This window comes from Micromonospora sp. NPDC005161, from assembly GCF_053599855.1.
The window spans coordinates 1-20,331 of record NZ_JBSFYQ010000043.1; the positions used below are offsets into that span (position 1 = coordinate 1).

General features: G+C 73.4%; 17 protein-coding genes and 1 pseudogene. 9 read left to right on the forward strand and 9 right to left on the reverse strand.

Going from position 1 to position 20,331, the window contains the following annotated elements; translation table 11 throughout:
* The first annotated feature begins 196 nt into the window (after window positions 1-196).
* Window positions 197-1,189, forward strand: a complete 993-nt coding sequence (locus ACWD5O_RS30065) for an NAD-dependent epimerase/dehydratase family protein (RefSeq protein WP_450087382.1) — start codon at window positions 197-199, stop codon at window positions 1,187-1,189.
* Between the two features lie 34 nt (window positions 1,190-1,223).
* Here the strand turns inward: ACWD5O_RS30065 and ACWD5O_RS30070 are convergent, their stop codons facing one another.
* Window positions 1,224-2,201, reverse strand: coding sequence for an Acg family FMN-binding oxidoreductase (locus ACWD5O_RS30070; RefSeq protein WP_450087383.1), 978 nt, complete (start codon window positions 2,199-2,201; stop codon window positions 1,224-1,226).
* A gap of 219 nt (window positions 2,202-2,420) precedes the next feature.
* Between ACWD5O_RS30070 and ACWD5O_RS30075 the strand changes: the two genes are divergently transcribed.
* Window positions 2,421-3,059 (forward strand): response regulator, encoded by a 639-nt coding sequence (locus tag ACWD5O_RS30075; RefSeq protein ID WP_089017008.1) that lies wholly within the window; start codon window positions 2,421-2,423, stop codon window positions 3,057-3,059.
* A gap of 15 nt (window positions 3,060-3,074) precedes the next feature.
* On the opposite strand, the pseudogene ACWD5O_RS30080 reads toward ACWD5O_RS30075, so the two are convergent.
* The 5 genes and pseudogenes from ACWD5O_RS30080 to ACWD5O_RS30100 all read right to left on the reverse strand — a co-directional run bounded on the left by ACWD5O_RS30080 (window position 3,075) and on the right by ACWD5O_RS30100 (window position 10,177).
* Window positions 3,075-4,751 (reverse strand): annotated as a pseudogene (locus ACWD5O_RS30080) (GAF domain-containing protein).
* Between the two features lie 94 nt (window positions 4,752-4,845).
* The gene (locus tag ACWD5O_RS30085) at window positions 4,846-5,841 is read right to left on the reverse strand and encodes an Acg family FMN-binding oxidoreductase (RefSeq protein WP_450087417.1); all 996 of its coding nucleotides are present in this window, start codon (window positions 5,839-5,841) and stop codon (window positions 4,846-4,848) included.
* 141 nt (window positions 5,842-5,982) lie between these two features.
* A complete protein-coding gene (locus ACWD5O_RS30090; protein WP_450087384.1) occupies window positions 5,983-6,840 on the reverse strand; it encodes a universal stress protein in 858 nt (285 codons plus the stop codon).
* A gap of 10 nt (window positions 6,841-6,850) precedes the next feature.
* Window positions 6,851-9,244 carry a phosphoketolase family protein gene (locus ACWD5O_RS30095; RefSeq protein WP_450087385.1) on the reverse strand — a complete coding sequence of 798 codons (2,394 nt, stop codon included), beginning with the start codon at window positions 9,242-9,244 and terminating at the stop codon, window positions 6,851-6,853.
* A gap of 72 nt (window positions 9,245-9,316) precedes the next feature.
* Window positions 9,317-10,177: a universal stress protein gene (locus ACWD5O_RS30100; protein ID WP_450087386.1), complete on the reverse strand. Its 861-nt coding sequence runs from the start codon at window positions 10,175-10,177 to the stop codon at window positions 9,317-9,319.
* A 168-nt stretch (window positions 10,178-10,345) separates the two neighbouring features.
* Here ACWD5O_RS30100 and ACWD5O_RS30105 point away from each other — a divergent pair, with 168 nt between their 5' ends.
* The 6 genes from ACWD5O_RS30105 to ACWD5O_RS30130 all read left to right on the forward strand — a co-directional run bounded on the left by ACWD5O_RS30105 (window position 10,346) and on the right by ACWD5O_RS30130 (window position 15,648).
* A complete protein-coding gene (locus ACWD5O_RS30105; RefSeq protein WP_089017004.1) occupies window positions 10,346-10,582 on the forward strand; it encodes an HTH domain-containing protein in 237 nt (78 codons plus the stop codon).
* Window positions 10,582-11,160, forward strand: a complete 579-nt coding sequence (locus ACWD5O_RS30110) for a Clp protease N-terminal domain-containing protein (RefSeq protein WP_450087387.1) — start codon at window positions 10,582-10,584, stop codon at window positions 11,158-11,160. The genes ACWD5O_RS30105 and ACWD5O_RS30110 overlap by 1 nt, the downstream gene beginning before the upstream one ends.
* 98 nt (window positions 11,161-11,258) lie before the next feature.
* Complete coding sequence (locus ACWD5O_RS30115) at window positions 11,259-12,263, forward strand: diacylglycerol/lipid kinase family protein (protein ID WP_450087388.1); 1,005 nt, start codon at window positions 11,259-11,261, stop codon at window positions 12,261-12,263.
* On the forward strand, window positions 12,256-13,257 hold the full coding sequence (locus ACWD5O_RS30120; protein WP_387325229.1) for a YihY/virulence factor BrkB family protein: 1,002 nt from the start codon (window positions 12,256-12,258) through the stop codon (window positions 13,255-13,257). The genes ACWD5O_RS30115 and ACWD5O_RS30120 overlap by 8 nt, the downstream gene beginning before the upstream one ends.
* Before the next feature lie 80 nt (window positions 13,258-13,337).
* Window positions 13,338-14,828 (forward strand): phosphatase PAP2 family protein, encoded by a 1,491-nt coding sequence (locus tag ACWD5O_RS30125; RefSeq protein ID WP_450087389.1) that lies wholly within the window; start codon window positions 13,338-13,340, stop codon window positions 14,826-14,828.
* A 10-nt stretch (window positions 14,829-14,838) separates the two neighbouring features.
* Entirely contained in the window at window positions 14,839-15,648 is an 810-nt protein-coding gene (locus ACWD5O_RS30130) for an endonuclease/exonuclease/phosphatase family protein (protein ID WP_450087390.1), read from the forward strand.
* Between the two features lie 324 nt (window positions 15,649-15,972).
* Here ACWD5O_RS30130 and ACWD5O_RS30135 read toward each other — a convergent pair whose 3' ends face one another.
* On the reverse strand, window positions 15,973-16,935 hold the full coding sequence (locus tag ACWD5O_RS30135; protein ID WP_449936942.1) for a TIGR03557 family F420-dependent LLM class oxidoreductase: 963 nt from the start codon (window positions 16,933-16,935) through the stop codon (window positions 15,973-15,975).
* A 380-nt stretch (window positions 16,936-17,315) separates the two neighbouring features.
* Here ACWD5O_RS30135 and ACWD5O_RS30140 point away from each other — a divergent pair, with 380 nt between their 5' ends.
* On the forward strand, window positions 17,316-18,665 hold the full coding sequence (locus ACWD5O_RS30140) for a cellulase family glycosylhydrolase (protein ID WP_450087391.1): 1,350 nt from the start codon (window positions 17,316-17,318) through the stop codon (window positions 18,663-18,665).
* Between the two features lie 45 nt (window positions 18,666-18,710).
* Here ACWD5O_RS30140 and ACWD5O_RS30145 read toward each other — a convergent pair whose 3' ends face one another.
* Together ACWD5O_RS30145 and ACWD5O_RS30150 are read right to left on the reverse strand one after the other, a co-directional pair.
* A complete protein-coding gene (locus ACWD5O_RS30145; protein ID WP_450087392.1) occupies window positions 18,711-19,040 on the reverse strand; it encodes a DMT family transporter in 330 nt (109 codons plus the stop codon).
* A gap of 7 nt (window positions 19,041-19,047) precedes the next feature.
* Window positions 19,048-20,328: an RNA polymerase sigma factor gene (locus tag ACWD5O_RS30150; RefSeq protein ID WP_450087418.1), complete on the reverse strand. Its 1,281-nt coding sequence runs from the start codon at window positions 20,326-20,328 to the stop codon at window positions 19,048-19,050.
* Window positions 20,329-20,331: the final 3 nt, after the last annotated feature.

Genomic DNA, 20,331 nt, shown 5'->3' on the forward strand with positions numbered 1-20,331 from the left:
TTTCATTGACACGTACGTGTTCTCTGGTTCAAACCCATTTTCGCCCTCCACCGCGCACCGGCTCGTTACCGGAATACCGGTAACGAGCCGTTCCGCGTTGGACGACGTCGCCGTCGGAGCGCGTTCTGCTGTGGGGAGATCCGCTACGGGTGAACACGGGTGCCGCCCGTCGCCACGACCCGGCAGGGTGGACCGCATGAGACTGCTGGTGCTGGGCGGGACGGGTTTCGTGGGTGGTGCGACGGTCGCCGAAGCGGTCCGTCGGGACTGGTCGGTAACGGTGTTCAACCGGGGGCTGCACGGGTCGACGCCACCCGGCGTACACCGGTTGCGGGGTGACCGGAGCGCGCCGGGCGGCCTGGCGGCGCTGGCGGGCGGTGAGTGGGACCTGGTGGTCGACACCTGGGACAGCGCTCCCCGGGCGGTGCGGGACGCGGCCCGCGCGCTGGTCGGGGCGGTCCCGCACTACGCCTACATCTCCAGCGGATCGGTCTACGCCCCGCCGGCGCCGACGCACGTCGGCGAGGAGGCACCCACTGTGGACGCGTCCGCCGATGCCGTCGACGGGGACTACGCGGAGTGCAAGGCGGGCGGGGAGCTGGCCGCGACGGAGGTCTACGGCGAGCGGGCGCTGCTGGTGCGTGCCGGGTTGATCCTCGGGCCGGGGGAGGACATCGGCCGGCTGCCCTGGTGGTTGCGGCGGGTGGCCCGCGGCGGTGACGTGCTCGCGCCCGGCCCGGTGGACCTGCCCGTGCAGTACATCGACGTACGCGATCTGGTGGGGTGGACGCTGGACCGGGCCGCCGAAGGGGTCGGCGGTGCGTTCAACGTGGTCAGCCGTTCGGGGCACACCACCATGGGTGAGCTGCTGGATTCGGTCGTCAAGGTCACCGGCTCCGGCGCGACGCTGCGCTGGACCGACCCGGCAGCGATCCTGGCCGCCGGCGTCGTGCCCTGGAACGACCTGCCGATCTGGATTCCGCCGCGTCACGAGTTCCGGTGGTTGCAGGAGCGCGGCGTGGAGAAGGCGTACGCGGCGGGGCTGACCTGCCGCCCGGTGACGGAGACCGTCGCCGACACCTGGCGCTGGCTGGACGCGGTGGGGTCGGTGCCGCCGCGTGCCGGCAAGCCGCGCCGGGCGACGGTGGGGTTGGACCCGGCGCGGGAGGCGGCGCTGCTCGCCGCCTGAACGGGGGTTCGTCGAGCGGGGCGGTGGCGCCGGCTCAGGGGGCCGGTGCCACCGGCAGGTCCAGCACCTCGTCGACAGCGCGGCGGGGGGTCGGCCGGCCGGGCTGGCCGTAACCGATCCGCAGCACCATCTGCGGCGCGCCGAACCGGCCCAGTGACAGCCGTAGCTGCTCCCGCGCGCCGGGTACCTCGATCGGCTGGGAGAGCAGCGACACGCTGAGCCCGGCGTCGGTGGCGGTGAGCAGCACCCGTTGCAGGGCCTGCCCGGCGACCACCTGGTCGACGGCGGTGTTGCCCACCGAGCCGAGCACCCCGACCAGTGGCTCCGGCTCGAAGTCGCGCCTCGGGGCTCGGTCGCGCCCGCCGAAACCGCGCGCCGGCAGCACGTCCTGCGGCTCGCTCTGCGGACCGCCGGCCGAGGCCGGCACGCCGTCCGGCGCGGGCTCCTGGCGGAGCCACCGCTCGCGCTCTGACCGGTAGGCGGGGTCACGCTCCAGTACGCGGTGCGCGCCGCGGGCGATCTCGCCGAACGCGGAAACCGCGCTCACCCCGATCAACAGCTCCAGCCAGCACTGCTCGGCGCGGGCCGCCTCGCCGAGCCGCCACCGGGCGTCGGCCGGCACCGGGTTCGGCCAGAACGGCATCCGGTTGCTGAACCGGCGGGGGATGGCGGCGTGCAGGCTCTGCTCGCCGGGCGTGGGCGGGCGCGGAACGTCCGGGACCAGGCGGGCCAGCAGGTCCGGCTCGGCCGGGTCGGGGCGGAGCCGCACCCGGGCCGGGACGCCGGCCACGGCCAGCGCGATCCGCAGGTTGAACAGCGCCGCGCCGCAGGCGATGCGGACGCCCCACCCGCTCGGGTCGGTCGCCGGCAGCCGCCGGGCCGGGTCGGCCAGCACCTCGATCCCGCCGTCGCGCAGCCGCAACCGCCACGGCTGGGTGTTGTGCAGCGAGGGTGCCCGGACCGCGTCCACGGCGGCGGTCCGCAGGTGGGCCGATGTGTAGCCGATGTCCATGGCGGTGCTCCTCTCCGATGGCCGGCAGCCGGCGGTGCTCCGACGTTCGCCGCACCCCTACGGTCCGTCCGTCGGGTGGGTGCCGGGCAGGGCCGGACGTCCCGACCCGTCGGGCCCCACCGCCCCTGGCTGGTGCGCCGGCCCACCCCGGACCTCGGACCGCCCCGGTCGGGACCTTCGGCCCGTGCGCGGGTCGCGGGACCGGGGTAGAAACGAGGAATGATCCGGGTGTTCCTCCTCGACGACCATGAGGTCGTCCGCCGTGGCCTGGCCGACCTGTTGCAGAGCAGCGGCGACATCGAGGTGGTCGGCGAGTCCGGCTCCGCCCTGGAGGCGGCTCGCCGTATTCCGGCGTTGCGGCCCGACGTGGCGATCCTCGACGCGCGGCTGCCCGACGGCAACGGCATCGACGTGTGTCGGGACGTGCGCGCCGTCGACTCGTCCATCAAGGGTCTGATCCTCACCTCGTACGAGGACGACGAGGCGCTGTTCGCGGCGATCATGGCGGGTGCCGCCGGGTACGTGCTCAAGCAGATCCGCGGCACCGACCTGGTCGACGCGGTGCGGCGGGTGGCGGCCGGGCAGTCGTTGCTCGACCCGGCGATCACGACCCGGGTGCTGGAGCGCATCCGCAACGGCGTCGAGCAGCCGCGCGAGCTGAAGTCGCTCACCGAGCAGGAGCGGCGGATCCTGGAGTACGTGGCGGAGGGGCTGACCAACCGGGAGATCGCCGGGAAGATGTTCCTGGCCGAGAAGACGGTGAAGAACTACGTCTCCAGCGTGCTGGCCAAGCTGGGTCTGGAGCGCCGCACCCAGGCCGCCGTCCTGGCCACCCGCCTGCTCGGTAAGACCTCCTGAGCCGACCCGCCCCGGTCAGTCGCGCAGCGGCACGGACCAGCTGACCTCGGTGCCGTGCGGCTCGACCGGGCGGACCGTGAAGGTGCCGCCGTGACGTTCGGCGCGTTCGCGCAGGTTGATCAGGCCGCCCCGGGCGGCGGCGGGGTCGCAGCCCACCCCGTCGTCGGTGACCGTGACGGTGACGTGTCTGGCGTCGACGCGGACGCCAACGGTGACCTGGGTGGCCTGCGCGTGGCGTACCGCGTTGGACAGCCCCTCGCGTAACACGGCGGTGAGGTCCGGGCGGACCGCGTCCGGGACGGCGCTGTCCACCGGCCCGGTCAGCTCCAGGTGGGGTTTGTGGCCCAACGACTCGGCGGCCACCTCGATCGCCTCACGGATCTCGGTACGCAGAGCCGCGGTCATCGGCGTACGCAGCTCGAAGATGGTCCGGCGGATGTCCCGGATGGTCGCGTCCAGATCGTCGACGGCGGCGTTGATCCGCTTGGCCACCTCTGGGCGGGTCATCATCGGCGCGGCGCTCTGCAGTTGCAGGCCGGTGGCGAAGAGCCGCTGGATCACCACGTCGTGCAGGTCGCGGGCGATCCGCTCACGGTCCTCCAGGACCACCAGCAGCTACCGCTCCTCCTGGCCGCGGGCCCGTTCCATGGCCAGCGCCGCCTGACCGGCGAAGCTGCCCAGCAGGGCCACGTCGTCCTCGGTGGCGCCGCCACCGCGGTCCGGCCGGTGGGCCACCACCAGCACGCCGTGCAGGGTCTCGGCGGTGGCCAGCGGAGAGATCACCGCCGGCCCGGTGTGCAGCAGCGCCGGCCACGGGGCGGCGTGCGCGAGATCGTCCACCTGGTCGTGCCGGCCCTCGGCGATCGCCGCGCCGAAGCTGGTGTCGACGGCCGGCAGGACCGTGCCGACCAGCGCGCGCGCCTGCTCGTCGGCGCCGTCGACCACCTCGACGGTGTACTGCGCGGCGTCGGTGTCGTAGAGCAGGACCAGCGCCAGCTCGGCTTCGGCGACCTCCCGGGCGCGGCGGGCGACCAGCGCCAGCGCGTCGGTGCGGCGGACCTCGCCGAGCAGCACCGTGGTGATCTCGGCGGTCGCCGCCAGCCAGCGTTCCCGCCGGTGCGCCAGGGCGTACAGGCGGGCGTTCTCGATGGCCACGCCGGCCGCGGCGGCGAGCGCGACCACGATCTCCTCGTCGTCCTCGGTGAACTGCGCGCCGCCCTGCTTCTCGGCCAGGTAGAGGTTGCCGAACACCTGCTCCCGGATGCGCACCGGCACGCCCAGGAAGCTGTGCATGGGCGGGTGGTTGGGCGGGAAGCCGTAGGAGCGGGGATGCTGGGTGATGTCCGGCATCCGCAGCGGCCGGGGGTCGTCGATGAGCAGGCCGAGCACGCCCCGACCGTGCGGCAGGTCGCCGATCTGCGCGTGCTGCTCCGGGGTGATGCCGTGCACGATGAAGTCGTAGAGCAGCCGGTCCGGGCCGACCACGCCCAGCGCCCCGTACCGGGCGCCGACCAGCTCGCAGGCCGCCTGCACGATGCGTTGCAGGGTGCTGCGCAGATCGAGGTTGGTGCCGATGCCGACCACCGCGTCGAGCAGGGCGCGCAGCCGCTCCCGGCTGGTGACCACCTCGCCGACCCGGTCCAGCATCTCCTGGAGCAGCTCGTCGAGGTGGACCCGGGACAGCGGGCTCAGCCCGAGCGACGGGGTCACCTGGGCTTCCTTGCGGGGCTGTGGCGTGCTGGTCACCGCGCGATGGTATCGCCGGTGCCCGTCCTGTCCAGGCCCGTCAGCCGTGCCCGCCGCGGACCGCGGAGGTGTCGACCACCTGCGCGGTGGTCAGCCGCGGGGTGTGTGGCGGGCCCGCGTGCGCCGGGTCCGCGATCCCCAACCGCAGCACGAGGTACGGGAAGCCGAGGCCGGAGAGCAGCTGTCGCAGGGTCTGCCGGGTGCCCGGCACCTCCACCACCGCGCTGAGCGGCACCGCCGACACGCCGAGCCGGGTGGCGGTCAGCCAGGCGGCGGAGAGCGCCTCGCCGGCGCGCAGCCAGCTGTCCGCTTCGTCCTCGTCGCCGTGCAGCAGCGCGTACACCGCCATGCGGTCGTGGCCGGGGCCCACCGGCAGGCTGCCGGGGCGGCCGAAGTCGCGGGCCGGCACGGTGGTCTGCGGGGGCTGCTCGGGCAGCACCTCCGGCGGCAGCCCGGTGCCGGTGCCGGCCCGGCTGGTCCAGTACGCCAGCTCGGCGCGCAGCGCCGGATCCTCGGCCTCGACCGTGTCGGCGTGCGCCGCCGTGGCGGCCAGCTCCAGCACCTGGTCGCGGTCGAGGATCTGGAGCCGGCAGCCCTCGGCGGTGACCGCTCGGATGATCCCTTCGATCGCGGCGGTGGGCACCGGCTCGTCGCTGACCGGCCGCCGGTCCGTGTGCCGGACCTGCATGCACTGCACCATCCGCATCGCGTCCGGGTCGACCTCGGCGCGGTCCAGGGTGGTCAGCCGGGCCAGCAGCTCGGTGTCGCTCGGGTCGGGCAGCCGCTCCACCACCGCGCGCCACCCCTCGGCGGCCAGCGCCAGCCGGGCGTGGTGCAGGGCCGCGCCGCAGCTCAGGGCGAGCAGCCGGCCCTCCGGGTCGGTGGCCGCGAGCTGGCGGTCGCGGACCGTGCGCAGCTCCAACGCGTCGGGCAGCACCCGCCAGCGCCACGGCTGGGTGTTGTGCACCGAGGGGGCGTGGCCGGCGGTTGCCGCGGCCGCCGCCAGCGCGGTGGTCAGCTGGCCTTCCTGACTCATCGTCACGACCTCTCCGTCTCTGCCCATCGTGCCTGACGTGGCGGTGATGCGCGTGGGGTTGCCCGCTCCATCCTGTGGCATCCGACGACGGCGCGCAGGGGTCGTAGGTCCCGGTCGGGCCGGGTCGTTACGCCCCCGGGGTCAACGTTCCCGGACGACGGCGACCGGGCAGTGGGCGTGCTGGATCAGCTGCTGGCTGACCGAGCCCAGCAGCATGCCGGCCAGCCCGCCCCGGCCCCGACTGCCCACCACCACCAGCCGCGCGTCACGGCTCGCCTCGATCAGCATGGCCGCCGGGCTGCCCGGGACCAGGTCGATGCTCACGGCGAGATCCGGGTACGTCCGCCGCCACGGCTCCAGCGACTGCTCCACGGCGGCCCGCTCGTCCGGCGCTCCGGCCGCCCCGCCGGGGCCCTGGGTCCAGGCGTGCAGCACGCGCAGCGGCACCCGCCGCTGGGCCGCCCGTTCGGCGGCGAAGCCGAGCGCCACCAGTGACGGCTCGGAGCCGTCCACGCCGACCGCCACCGGTCCACCCGACGCGTCGGCCGGTGCCCCGCTGGCCCCGTCCCGGACCACCACGACCGGGCAGTGCCCGTGCGCGGCGACCGCCACCGCCGTCGACCCGACGAGTAGTCCACCGAACCCGCCGTGGCCGCGGCTGCCGAGCACCAGCAGACCGGCCTCGGCCGAGCGTTCCTGCAACACCAGGGCGGGCGGGCCGTCGTACACCTCGCCGGTGACGGTGAGCCCGGGATGCGCGGCGGCGGCCTGCGTCGCCGCCTTCCGGACCAGTTCCTCCACCTGCCGCCGTGCGGTGTCGTCCGGCCAGACGCCGGGCGCCACGCCCGGACCGACCCAGCCGGCCACGGTCAGCCATTCGAAGACGTACGCCAGCCGCACCGGCTGGCCGCTGTGCCTGGCCTCGTCGAGCGCCCAGTCCAGGGCCACCGAGGCGTCGGTCGAGCCGTCGTAGCCGACCAGGATCTCCGCGTCACGCACGTCGTCCTCCTCAGCGGTTGGTCGGATCGGTTTCGCGGATCCAGCGCCACTCCGCGACCTGGGGGGCGTCCTGGCCGTACCGGCGGGTGTAGTCGCGGGCCGACTGCCGTGCGTCGACCATCTGCTGCCGCAGGTGCGCGGCGCGGGCGGCCAGCCCGGGCACCCGGTCGATGACGTCGATGACCAGATGGAAGCGGTCCAGGTCGTTGAGCATCACCATGTCGAACGGGGTGGTGGTGGTGCCCTCCTCCTTGTAGCCGCGCACGTGCAGGTTCTCGTGGTTGGTACGGCGGTAGGTGAGCCGGTGGATCAGCCACGGATAGCCGTGGTATGCGAAGATGATCTGGCGGTCCTCGGTGAAGATGGTGTCGAACTCTCTGTCGGTCAGGCCGTGCGGGTGCTCGGTGTCCGGCTGGAGCCGCATCAGGTCCACCACGTTGACGAGTCGCACCTTCAGCTCCGGGAGATGCTGACGCAGCAGCTCGGCGGCGGCCAGCGTCTCCAGGGTGGGCACGTCACCGCAGCAGGCCAGCACCACGTCCGGCTCGGTGCCGCCGTCGTTGCTGGCCCACTCCCAGATGCCCAGGCCACGCCGGGTGTGCTGGATCGCCTCGGTCATCGTCAGCCAGTTCGGTGCCGGCTGCTTGCCGGCCACCACCACGTTGATGTAGTGCCGGCTGCGCAGGCAGTGGTCCATCGTGGCGAGCAGGGTGTTGGCGTCCGGCGGCAGGTAGACCCGGACCACCTCGGCCTTCTTGTTGACCACGTGGTCGATGAAGCCCGGGTCCTGGTGGGAGAAGCCGTTGTGGTCCTGCCGCCAGACGTGGCTGGAGAGCAGATAGTTCAGCGAGGCGAGCGGCTGCCGCCAGGGGATGGCCCGGGTCACCTTCAGCCACTTGGCGTGCTGGTTGAGCATCGAGTCGACGATGTGGATGAACGCCTCGTAGCTGGTGAACAGGCCGTGCCGGCCGGTCAGCAGGTAGCCCTCCAGCCAGCCCTGGCACAGGTGCTCGGAGAGCACCTCCATCACCCGGCCGTCGGGGGAGAGGTGCTCATCGCCCGGCACCGTGGCCGCCACCCAGGCCCGGTCGGTCACCTCGAAGGCGGCGTCCAGCCGGTTGGAGGCGACCTCGTCCGGGCCGAACAGCCGGAACGTCTGCGGGTTGGCGGCGATGACGTCCCGGAGCCACGGGCCGAGCGCCCCGGTCGCGCCGGCCATCGGCTCGCCCGGGTGGGGAACCTCCAAGCCGTAGTCGCGGAAGTCGGGCAGGCGCAGGTCGCGGAGCACCACGCCGCCGTTGGTGACCGGGTTGGCGCTCATCCGCCGGTCGCCGCGCGGCGGCAGTGTCCGCAGCTCGTCCACCGGCGCGCCGGTCGCGTCGAACAGCTCCTCCGGGCGGTAGCTGCGCAGCCAGTGCTCCAGCTCGGCCAGGTGCGCCGGGTTGTCGCGTACCTGTGACAGCGGCACCTGGTGGGCGCGGTAGGTGCCCTCCACCTGCTTGCCGTCGACGTCGCGGGGGCCGGTCCAGCCCTTCGGCGTCCGCAGGATGATCATCGGCCAGCGGGGACGCTCGACGACGCCGCCGGAGCGGGCCCTTTGCTGGATCGCGGCGATCTCGTCCAGCGCCCGGTCCAGCGTCGCGGCGAGGGTGCGGTGCACCTGGGCCGGGTCGTCACCGGCCACCACGTACGGCTGGTAGCCGGAGCCGCGCAGGAGGTCGAGCAGGTCCGCCTCGGGGATCCGGGCGAGTACGGTCGGACTGGCGATCTTGTAGCCGTTGAGGTGCAGGATGGGCAGCACCGCGCCGTCGCGGGCCGGGTTGAGGAAGACGTTGGAGAGCCAGCTGCCGGCCAGCGGCCCGGTCTCGGCCTCGCCGTCGCCGATCACGCAGGCCACCACCAGGTCCGGGTGGTCGAAGGCGGCGCCGTAGGCGTGGCTCAGCGCGTACCCCAGCTCGCCGCCCTCGTGGATCGAACCCGGCACCTCCGACGCCACGTGGCTGGGGATGCCGCCGGGGAAGGAGAACTGGCGGAACAGTCGGGCCATCCCCGCCTCGTCGCGCGACACGTCGTGGTAGCGCTCCGACCAGGTGCCCTCCAGCCAGGTGTTGGCCACGATGGCCGGCCCGCCGTGCCCGGGGCCCGTGACGAACATGGCGTTCAGGTCGCGCGCCACGATCACCCGGTTGAGGTGGGCGTAGATCAGGTTGAGCCCGGGGCTGGTGCCCCAGTGGCCGAGCAGCCGCGGCTTGATGTCGTCGGGGGTCAGGGGCTCCCGCAGCAGCGGGTTGTCGAGCAGGTAGATCTGCCCGACGGTGAGGTAGTTCGCGGCGCGCCAGTAGGCGTGCAGTCGGCGCAGCTCGTCGTCGGTGATCGACCGGTTCGGATCGAGTGCGGTGTCCATGATGCTGTGCCTCTCGCAGATCGGGGAGTGGGGCATCCGACGTCCAGCCTCGCCGTCGTCCGCGCCCTGAGGTCAGGGCCGTTGGTCCCGGGCCGGGTGGGCGTCGGGCCCGGTGAGCGGGGCCTCGGCCAGCCCTCGGACGATGATCACGGGGGCCGGGGAGTGGTAGAGCATGGACTGGGCGACCGCCCCCAGCATCCCGCGGCCCGGTTCGTCGCCCCGGGCGGCGACCAGCGCGACCTGCGCCGAGCGGGACACGTCCACCAGCACCTGGCCGGGATCGCCACGGATGACGCGGCACTGGGCCTCCACGTCCGTCCGACGGGTGGAGAACCGGGCCACGACCTCGGCCAGCTGGTCGCTGACCATGTCGGTGTCCTCGTCGGGCTCCACCACCCGCAGCGCCAGCAGCCGGGTGCAGCGCCGGGCCGCGCACTCGAAGGCCCACTCCAGAGCGAGGGTCGAGCTGGGCGATCCGTCCACCCCGACCAGCACCGGGCCCGGCGGCGGCTGCTCCTGGCGGACCACCAGCAGCGGGCAGCCGGCCCGCGCGGCCAGCTGCACGGCGGACGTGTCGGCCGGAATGCACCTGGCGGTGCCGGCCATCCCGCTGTCGCCGACCGCGAGCAGGAAGGCTGCTTCCGATCGACGGATCAGGATGGGCAACATGCCGCCCTCGACGATCTCCCCGCGGACGGTCAGCCCCGGCTCGATCCCGTGGGCCAGTTGCGCGCCCCGCGTGATCAGATCCTCGGCGTGGTCCCGGGGCGCGGCGACGGTGTCGGCGGAGAAGGCCGCGTGCCAGTCGAAGGTGTGCAGCAGGTGCAGTGGCCGGCCGTGCGCGGAGGCCTCCTGCGCGGCCTGGTGAACGACCGGGAGGTCGCGGTCCGAGCCGAGGCCAACCAGCACCGCTGCATCGGCGGATGTAGCCATCCGACATCACCTCCCGGGCGTCGCGCCCGGCACGACCACGCTGTCCCTGACCGAGGGTAGTCGGGTGGTAACGATGGCGGGCCGGATCGGGCAGCGCCGCCGGACGTGATGGCGGCAGCTCGTCAACGATGGTTGACACGAGTGGCACCGTCAACGTATGTTGACGACATGAGTCAGGCGACGGAACTCGCGGCGGCAGCCGGCAGCACCGACCCCCGGGTCGGGCTGCGCGCCGTCCGCGCGCTGCGCCGGCTGCTCGAGCGGCTCGAGGTGGTCCAGGTGGACAACGCCCGTCGACAGGGCTGGTCCTGGCAGGAGATCGCCGACGCGCTCGAGGTCAGCCGGCAGGCGGTCCACAAGAAGCACGCCGGGCGGCCGGCGGTCAGTCAATCCTGGGAGGCGTGATGTTCGAACGGTTCACCGACCGGGCGCGCGAGGTCGTGCGGCGGGCGCTGGAGGAGGCGCGGGTCGAGGGCCAGCGCCCGGTCGGCACCGAGCACCTGCTGCTCGCCCTCACGGCCGACGAGGCGGGTCTGGCCAGCCGGGTGCTGGCCGACGCCGGCGTCCGCTCCGACGACCTGCGCGAGCGGGTCCGCCGGCACACCGTCAGCGGTGGCGCCGGCCTCGGTGACGCCGACGCGGCGGCACTGCGGGAGATCGGCATCGACCTGGCCGCGATCGTGGCCCGCATCGAGCAGTCCTTCGGCCCGGACGCCCTGCGCGAGGCCGTGCCGGCGCCGCGCCGACGCTGGGGCCGCCGGCGGTACCTGGGCGGGCCCTTCTCGCCCCGCTCGAAGAAGGCGCTCGAGTTGTCGCTGCGGGAGGCGGTGCGGCTGCGGCACCACCACATCGGCACCGAACACATCCTGCTCGGGGTGCTCCGCGAGGGGCAGGGGCTGGGCGCGCTGGTGCTCACCGAGGCCGGGGTCGACCTCGACGACCTGCGCCGCCGGGTGGAGAGCGCGCTACGGACGGCGGCCTGACGATGCGGTGGCCGGCGCGTTGAAACCTGTCTGTGGCACTTCCGACGCGGGCCGCTCGCGGGCTCGCTGAAGCCGCCCCGGTGCTGCACACTGGCGCCGTGGATGCTCGACAGGACAGGCGGCCCTCGGGCGGCGACGGTGGACTGCGCTCCGCCGTGGTGGTCAACCCGGTGAAGGTCGCCGATCTCGACGACCTGCGCCGCACCGTGAACGACGCCCTGGCCGCCGCCGGCTGGCCCGAGCCGCAGTGGTTCGAGACCACCGTCGACGACCCCGGCCGCGGCCAGACCGAGCAGGCCGTCAAGGCCGGCGTCGACCTGGTCTTCGCCTGCGGCGGCGACGGCACGGTGATGTCCTGCGTCAGCGGCCTGGTCGGCACCGACGTGGCGTTGGCCGTGCTGCCTCAGGGCACCGGCAACCTGCTCGCCGCCAACCTGGGTCTCTCCACCGACCTGGCCGCCGGGCTCCAGGTCGCCGTCGAGCGCGGCCGGCGGCTCCTCGACGTCGGCGCCGTCGAGGACCGGTACTTCACGGTGATGGCCGGGATGGGCTTCGACGCCCAGATGCTCGCCGCCACCTCCGAGACCACCAAGGCCCGCATCGGCTGGCCGGCGTACGTGGTGGGCGCCGCCCGGCACCTGCGGGACCGGCCGATGCGGGTGCAGATCCGCATCGACGACCGGCCGCCGGTGCGCCGCCGGGCCCGGTCGGTGCTGATCGCCAACGTGGGCCGACTCCAAGGCGGCGTGCGGCTGCTCACCGAGGCCGAGCCGGACGACGGCTGGCTCGACATCGCCGTGCTCACCCCGCGAAACCTGCGGCACTGGCTCGCGCTCGGCTGGGCGGTGATCCGGCGCAACGGCCGGGTGCCGCAGATGGAGGTGTTCCGCGGCCGGCGCGTGGTGGTCACCAGCAACCGGGCCCAGCCCCGGGAGCTGGACGGCGATCTCATCTCCCCCAGCCGGCAGCTGCGGGCGGAAGTCCGGCCCCAGGTGCTCTGGCTGTGTGTGCCCCAGCCTGAGCAGGCCCCCGACTTGGCCGTCGACGCGCGAAGCGCCGGGGAGCGAGGCGAGCAGCTGATCGAGGAAGCACGCCGTGAGTAGCACCCGGATCGTGCCGGAGACCCGGCTGATGGCCGACGAGGAGCTCTCCGCCGACGACGCCTGGCACACCCTGCGCCGCCAGGGCGGCTGGCACCTGCTGCGGGACGCCTTCATCCGGTTCCGCTACGGCGACGGGTTCAGCCACTCCCGGGCCTTCGGGCTGCAACTCTGCCTGGCCGTGGTGCCGTTCCTGATCGCTCTCACCGGTCTGATCAGCGAGCTGGGCGTCGAGGAGGGCGGCCGCATCGTCGCCGACACCGTGCTGGCGCTGACCCCCGGCCAGAGCGAGCAGATGGTGGCCGAGCTGCTCGGCGAGGGTGAACGCGTCGAGGACGCCGGTGAGCTGGCGCTCACCCTCGGTCTGCTCACCGGGCTGGTCGCACTGACCACCACGATGGCCCAGATCGAACGGGGCGCCAACCGGATCTACGGCGTGGAGCGGGACCGCCCGGCGCTGTGGAAGTACCTCCGCGCCGCCGTGCTGGCCGTCACCGCCGGCCTGCCCGCGCTCGCCGGCTTCCTGATCCTGGTGGGCGGCGGCGCGATGGGCGACTCGGTGCGGGAGCACTACGAGTGGGGCGAGGTCGCCGACGGCATCTGGACCGTGGTCCGCTTCCCGCTGAGCCTCGCGCTGACCGTGCTCGCCGTCGCGGTGCTGTTCCGGCGTGCGCCGCGCCGCAAGCAGCCTGGCCTGTCCTGGCTGTTCTTCGGAGCCGGCATCGCCACCGCGCTGTGGTGGCTCGCCAGCCTGCTGCTCGCCGCGTACGTGCGGTTCAGCGACGGCTTCGGGCAGACGTACGGCGCGCTGACCGGGATGATGGCGCTGCTGCTCTGGGCCAACCTCACCGGGATGGCGCTGTTCGGCGGGCTGGCCTTCGCCGCCCAGCTGGAGGCGCTGCGCATCGGCGTGCAGGAGCCGGCCCAACCGGACCTGTGGAAGCCCGAATCGGACCGCGCCGAGCTCTTCGACACCGGGGACATGACCGCCCTCTAGTGCCCGCCGCCGGTCGCCCGCGTGTACGGGCAGCGCCGATCGGGTAAAGCGCCCTCGCCAATGGACATGGGAGGTGCGGGGTGACGGCGCTCAAAGAGGTGGCGCGGCGTCCGATCGGGCATTTCGCCGAGCGGAGCATCGCCGGCCTGGTAGCCGTCACCGGCGCCGGGGTGGCTTTCGGGCTGCTGTTGTTGCTCGTCCGGATGCGGTGGAGCCCGTTGCAGGACGCCGACCACGCGGTCGCCGAGTGGTTCAACGGTCTCGTCGCCCCGCACCACGCGCTGGTCACCGTGCTCCAGGCGGTGACCGACCTGGGCGGCCGGCCGATCCTCATCTGGCTGGTCACCATCGCCGTGGTCGGGCTGCTGATCCGGCGGCAGCCACGGTTGGCCGTCTATCTGATCATCACCGGGGTCGGTGGCCTGATCCTCGACCCGTCCCTGAAGACGCTGGTCGGTCGGCTCCGCCCGGTCGTGGACGTGCCGATCGCCAGCGCGCCGGGCAACAGCTTCCCGAGCGGGCACGCGCTCGGCTCGTTCGTCGCGTACGGGGCGCTGCTGCTGGTGTTCCTGCCGGCGATGGCGCCCCGGTGGCGTAGGCCGGCGATCGCCGGTGCGGTCGTGCTGGTGGCGCTGGTCGGGCTGACCCGGATCGCGCTGGGCGTGCACTTCGTCTCCGACGTGCTGGCCGGCTGGCTGCTCGGCGCCGCCTGGCTGGGCGTCACCGCGTACGCGTTCCGGCTGTGGCGGCGCGAGCGGGGACGCCCGGTGCCGCCGCTGAGCGAGGGTCTGGAACCGGAGGCCGGGCACGACATCGCCCCCGCCCCGGCCGAGGAGCACGTGCTGGCCCACCCCCGCTCGGCGGTGGCCGAGCTGCTGGTCGGCTGGGTGCTGGTCTTCGGGGCGCTGTACGCCTTTGGCACGTACGTCAGCTACCACGCCAAGGGCACCTTCTTCGCCACGCTCGACACCGAGGTGCCGCGCTGGTTCGCCGACCGGCACACCGAGGTGCTGACCGAGGTGAGCTGGTGGTGGAGCAAGTTCGGCGACACGCACGCCATCCTGCTGATCTCGCTGGTGTTCTGTCCGCTGGTGCTGGCGGTGTGGCGGCGTTGGCGGCCGGTGCTGTTCGTGGCGCTGGCGATGGTCGGCGAGCTGACCCTCTTCCTCGCCTCCGCCCGGGCGGTCGACCGGCCACGCCCGCCGGTGGAGAACCTGGACGGGCAGATGCCCACCTCCTCCTTCCCGTCCGGGCACATCGCGGCGACCATCTGCGTCTGGCTGGCGATCGCCGTCATCGTGCTACCGCGTACCGACCGGTGGTGGCGTTGGATCTTCGTGGCGCTGGCCGTGATCATGCCGCTCGGCGTGGCCACGTCCCGGATGTACCGGGGGATGCACCACCCGACCGACTTCATGGGCGCGATCCTGCTCTCCGCGCTCTGGATCGGGCTGCTCTACCTGGTCATCCGCCCCAACGCCGACCTGAAGGAAGGCAATCAGCCGGCCATCGAGTCGGAGGACGTGGACACCCTCGACGACGAGCTGGCGCGGGCCGGCCGGGCCGACTGAGCGCCGCGCCGTGCTGCGGGTGATGACCTGGAACATCCGTACCGGCGGTCGGGACCGGGGCGGCTCCGACCGGCTGGACGCGGTGGTCCGGGTCGTCACGGCGCAGGCGCCGGACGTGCTGGCCCTGCAGGAGCTGCGCGGCTTCGACCGGGGCGGGCTCATGGCCGAGATCGCGGGTCGGGTGGGGATGACACCGCACCTGGCCCGGTCGTGTTTCGGGCAGCCGGTGGCGGTGCTGGTCCGGCCGCCGCTTCGGGTCGTCGCCGCGGGGGCGCTGCGTCGGCCGTTCCACCACGCGGCCGCCCGCGTCGTGGTGGCCACCTCGGCCGGTCCGCTGACCGTGCTCGGCACCCACCTCCACCCGTACTCCGGGGGACGGCGTCGGATGGAGGTCGACTGGCTGGTTGCCGCGGTGCGACGCGCCCAGGGGCCGCTGACGCTGGTCACCGGTGACCTCAACTCGCTCGACCCGACCGTCGACCACACCGCGCGCCTGGCCGGGATGCCCGACCTCTACCGGCGGCGCCACCTGCGGCGGTCCGGAGGCGACGTGGACACCCGCGCTGTCGCCCGGCTGCGGGCCGCCGGCGTGGTCGACCTCTGGCTCTCGTACGCCGCCGGAGCACCGGAGGCCGACGGCCTCACCGTGCCCACCCGGTTCGGCGGGGAGGAGTTCGCGGGGATGCGGCTGGACTACCTGTTCGGCACCGCGGCGGTGGCCGAGCGGAGCCGGTGCGTCCGGGTGGTCCGCGACGGGGACGCCGAGACCGCCTCCGACCACTACCCCGTCGTCGCCGAGCTGGACCTCGACCCGGCCTGAGCCGGGCCCGTGCGCCACCGCCGGGACGCGCGGGGCCGGGCGGGTCAGAGGACCAGGTTGAGCAGGACGGTCAGCACGACCGAGGCCACGATCGAGAAGAGGATCATCAGGAGGCAGCCGAGGCCACCGCCGAGCGGGCGGATCTCCGTGTTGCCGAAGCGCATGGGGTTCACCTGTCCGTGAAAGCGGGGGTGGGGGCGAGCGCGGGTGTGTGTCCGCAGTCCGCCGACCTGCCGCCACTCGCTGGTCAGCGCGGCGGTCGGTCGGGGCGCGGCCAGCGCCAGCCGCAGTTCGGCCCGACCGAACCGCCCGGCCGGGTTAGCCTCACAGCTCGCGCAGCCGGGGCAGCAGCTGCTCCTGCGCCCAGTCGAGGAACATCGGCTGGGTCTCCCCGCCGATCTGGACGATCGCCACGTGGGTGAAGCCGGCGTCGACGAACTTCCGGAACGCCTCGACGTGCGCGTCCACGTCCGGGCCGCAGGCGATGCCGTCGGCGACGTCCTCCTCGCGGACGAACTGGGTGGCGGCGGCGAAGGAGTCCGGGCCCGGCAGTTCGGCGTTGACCTTCCAGCCCATCCCGAACCAGCGGAACTGGTCGTGCGCGATCTTGCGGCACTCGGCCTCGTCCGGGCCGTAGCAGATGGCCACCTGCCCGTAGCGCGGCTGGCCGGCGCCGCCCGCGTCGTCGTACATCTCGATGATGTGCCGGTCGGGCTCGGTGGCGACGATGCCGTTGCCGTACTCGGCGGCCAGGGTGGCGGACTGTCGGCCCGAGGCGGCGATGGCCATCGGGACCGGCTGCTCCGGGCGGTCCCAGACGTAGGCGTCGGGCACGTCGAAGTGGTTGCCGGAGAAGGTCAGCGACTCGCCGTTGAGCAGCGGTCGGATGATCTGCAGGGCCTCCTCGAACATCTCGTGCCGCTGCTGCACGTGCGGCCAGCCACCGACCACGTGCTCGTTGAGGTTCTCCCCGGCGCCGAGGCCGAGGGTGAACCGGCCGTCCGAGAGCGCTCCGATGGTGCTGGCCTTCTGCGCGACCACGGCCGGGTGGTAGCGGCGGATCGGGCAGGTCACGAAGGACATCAGCTCGGCCCGGGAGGTGGCGTGGGCGACCGCGCCCAGCACCGACCAGGCGTACGGGGAGTGGCCCTGGGCATCCAGCCAGGGATAGTAGTGATCGGAGATCACCAGTTGGTCGAAGCCGGCCGCCTCGGCCCGTACCGCGTGGTCGACCAGTTGCTTCGGACCGGCCTGCTCGCACATCAGGGTGTAGCCGACGCTGACCATTCTGGTTTCTCCTTCCCGCCGACGGATCGTCCCGGGATACCCAGCTCGGCAGCGGTCAACCCTCCCGTCCGGTTCGGACGGGAGGCGCTTGACGGATGACCGCGACCTGCCTACGGTCGGTCTTAACCGGTTAAGAGTGCCGGGTGTGGCGCACATCCTGTGGTGGGGATGACCGCCCCGTGACGGCCCGCGTTCGCGTGGGCCGTCACGGCCGTCCGCCGGCTGCGGCTCGGCCACTGAACCGGTTGCGCCGACCAATCCATCGCCCTACGCTGATGCGTGCGCCGCCGGGATCCGGGCGGCGGCTGTCGGGCTGCAGCCGCCTTCCCCTGTCACGTCCCACCCCTGTCGGGCACCGGGGGTCCTCCCTGAGGAAGGCCATGAAGACTCGACTCTCCGCCGCCGGCGCGGCCCTGCTCGCGCTGCTCGTCGCCGTGCTGGCGTTCGGCCAGCCGGCGCACGCCGCGGCCGGTTTCACCGTCGCGGGCGGCAAGCTGTACGACGCCAACGGCACCGAATTCATCATGCGCGGGGTCAACCACGCGCACACCTGGTACCCACAGCAGACCAGCTCGTTCGCCGACGTGAAGGCGCTCGGCGCGAACACCGTCCGGGTGGTGCTCTCCAGCGGCGACCGGTGGACCCGCAACACCAACGCCGACGTCGCCAACGTCATCTCGCTGTGCAAGGCCAACCGGCTGATCTGTGTGCTGGAGGTGCACGACACCACCGGCTACGGCGAGCAGAGCGGCGCGATCACCCTCGCCCGGGCCGTCGACTACTGGCTCAGTCTCGCCGACGTCCTGGCCGGCCAGGAGAAGTACGTCATCGTCAACATCGGCAACGAGCCCTACGGCAACCAGAACTACGCCTCCTGGGCCACCGACAACGCCAACGCGATCACCCGGCTACGCGCCGGCGGTCTGACCCACACGATCATGGTGGACGCGCCGAACTGGGGGCAGGACTGGTCGTTCACGATGCGCGACAACGCCGCCTCGGTCTTCGCCGCCGACCCGGCCCGCAACACCGTCTTCTCCATCCACATGTACGGCGTCTTCGACACCGCCGCGGAGATCAGCGACTACCTGGGTCGCTTCCGGGCGGCCGGCCTGCCCATCGTGGTCGGCGAGTTCGGCTTCAACCACTCCGACGGCGACCCCGACGAGGACACCATCCTCGCCTACAGCCAGGCCAACGGGATCGGCTGGCTGGGCTGGTCGTGGAGCGGCAACGGCGGCGGCGTGGAGTATCTCGACATGGCCACCGCCTTCAACCCGGCCGGCCTGACCAGTTGGGGCCAGCGGATCTTCAACGGCGCCAACGGCATCCGGCAGACCGCCCGGGAGGCCAGCGTCTTCGGCGGCACCACGCCGCCACCCACCACTCCACCGCCCACCACTCCGCCGCCGACCACGCCCCCGCCGGCCGGTGGGTGCACGGCGACGTACACGGTCATCGGCCAGTGGCAGGGCGGCTTCCAGGGTGAGGTGCGGGTGACCGCCGGCGCGACCGCGATCACCGGCTGGAGCGCCCGGTGGACCTTCGCCAACGGCCAGAGCGTCAGCCAGTCCTGGAACACGACGCTGACCAGCAGCGGAGCCGCGGTGACCGCGCGCAACGTGGCCTACAACGGCCGGCTGGCCGCCGGCGCCAGCACCAGTTTCGGCTTCCTCGCCAGCTGGACCGGCAGCAACGCCAGGCCGGAGGTGAGCTGCACCGCGAGCTGATCGACGCGCAGGTGGCCGGGCCCGCACCGGGCCCGGCCACCGTGCTCAGCCGTGGTCGGTGCTCTCGGCCAGGTTAACCATGACGACCCCGGCGATGATCAGTGCGATGCCGGCGAGTTTGGCCAGCCCGACCGGCTCATCCAGGAAGACCGCGCCGATCGCCACGATGGTGGCGGTGCCCAGGCCGGACCAGAGGGCGTACGCGACGCCCACCGGTATCTCCTTGACGGCCTGGGCCAGCAGGATGAACGCCAGCAGATAGCCGCCGAGGCAGGCCACCGTCGGCCCGATCCGGGTGAACCCGGCGGTGGTCTTGAGCAGGCTGGTCGCCAGCACCTCGGCGGCGATGGCGATCCCCAGCAGCACGTACGCCATGCGGTCCTCAGTCCTGAGTATTCGGTGGGTCGGGCGTGGGTTCGGCGGCGAGCCGGGCCGCCCGCACCATGAGGTAGCGATGCTCGGGCAGGCTGCTCGTCCGCCCGGCGGCGGCCCGGTAGTCGGCGATCGCCCGGGCTCGGTCGCCGGCCATCTCGTGCAGGTGCGCGCGGGCGGCGGAGAGCCGGTGGTGCCCGGCCAACCGTGGGTGGTCGGCCAGCGCGTCGAGAGCGGCCAAGCCGGCTGCCGGCCCGTGCACCATGGCGGCCGCCACGGCCCGGTTGAGCGCCACCACCGGGCTGCCGGAGAGCTGTTCCAGCACCCCGTAGAGCGCCAGGATCTGCGGCCAGTCGGTCGCCTCGGTGCTCGACGCCTCGTCGTGCAGCGCGGCGATGGCGGCCTGCACCTGGTACGGGCCGACCGGCCCGCGCGGCAGCGCCCGGGTGACCAGCGCGACGCCCTCGGCGATGGCCGAGGCGTCCCAGCGGGCGCGGTCCTGGTCGGCCAGCGAGATCAGCTCACCGGACGGCCCGGTCCGCGCCGGGCTGCGCGCCTCGGTGAGCAGCATCAACGCCAGCAGGCCGGTCGACTCGCTGTCGTCAGGCAGCAGCGTGTGCAGCGCGCGGGTCAGCCGGATCGCCTCCGCCGCCAGGTCGACCCGGCGCAGGTCCGGGCCGGTGGTGCTGGTGTGCCCCTCCGTGAAGATCAGATAGAGCACCTGCCGTACGGCGGCCAGCCGGTCGGCCCGCTCCGCCGGCTCCGGCATCCGGAACGGCAGCCCGGAGGAGCGGATGCGCTGCTTGGCCCGGCTGATCCGTTGCGCCATGGTCGCCTCGGGCACCAGGAACGCGCGGGCGATCTCGGCGGTGCTCAGCCCACCGACCGCCCGCAGGGTCAGCGCGACGGCCGACGCGGGCATGAGCGCCGGGTGGCAGCAGAGGAAGAGCAGGACCAGGGTGTCGTCCCGTTCGGCGGTCAACTCCTCGTCCGCCGCGGGCGCGTGCTGGCGGTCGTCCGGGTCCCGGCGGGCGACCAGGTCCTCGCGGCGGCGCCGCGCCTGCTCGCCGCGGACCAGCTCGATCATCCGGCGGTAGCCGACCTGGATCAGCCAGCCGCGCGGGTTCGCCGGCAGCCCGTCCGCCGACCACTGGGTGGCGGCGGCCAGCAGCGCCTCCTGCACCGCGTCCTCGGCGGTGGCGAAGTCACCGAACCGGCGGGCGAGCACACCGAGGACCTGCGGCGCCAGCTCGCGCAGCAGGTCCTCGACGCGGGGATCGGTGGTGGCCAGCCC

Excerpts from the sequence above, each read along its gene's own strand:
- ACWD5O_RS30110 (WP_450087387.1), top strand. The coding sequence starts at position 10,582 with ATGTTCGAACGGTTCACCGACCGGGCGCGCGAGGTCGTGCGGCGGGCG.
- ACWD5O_RS30140 (WP_450087391.1), top strand. The coding sequence starts at position 17,316 with ATGAAGACTCGACTCTCCGCCGCCGGCGCGGCCCTGCTCGCGCTGCTC.
- ACWD5O_RS30065 (WP_450087382.1), top strand. The coding sequence starts at position 197 with ATGAGACTGCTGGTGCTGGGCGGGACGGGTTTCGTGGGTGGTGCGACG.
- ACWD5O_RS30135 (WP_449936942.1), bottom strand. The coding sequence starts at position 16,935 with ATGGTCAGCGTCGGCTACACCCTGATGTGCGAGCAGGCCGGTCCGAAG.
- ACWD5O_RS30095 (WP_450087385.1), bottom strand. The coding sequence starts at position 9,244 with ATGGACACCGCACTCGATCCGAACCGGTCGATCACCGACGACGAGCTG.
- ACWD5O_RS30075 (WP_089017008.1), top strand. The coding sequence starts at position 2,421 with ATGATCCGGGTGTTCCTCCTCGACGACCATGAGGTCGTCCGCCGTGGC.
- ACWD5O_RS30100 (WP_450087386.1), bottom strand. The coding sequence starts at position 10,177 with ATGGCTACATCCGCCGATGCAGCGGTGCTGGTTGGCCTCGGCTCGGAC.
- ACWD5O_RS30145 (WP_450087392.1), bottom strand. The coding sequence starts at position 19,040 with ATGGCGTACGTGCTGCTGGGGATCGCCATCGCCGCCGAGGTGCTGGCG.
- ACWD5O_RS30070 (WP_450087383.1), bottom strand. The coding sequence starts at position 2,201 with ATGGACATCGGCTACACATCGGCCCACCTGCGGACCGCCGCCGTGGAC.
- ACWD5O_RS30085 (WP_450087417.1), bottom strand. The coding sequence starts at position 5,841 with ATGAGTCAGGAAGGCCAGCTGACCACCGCGCTGGCGGCGGCCGCGGCA.
- ACWD5O_RS30105 (WP_089017004.1), top strand. The coding sequence starts at position 10,346 with ATGAGTCAGGCGACGGAACTCGCGGCGGCAGCCGGCAGCACCGACCCC.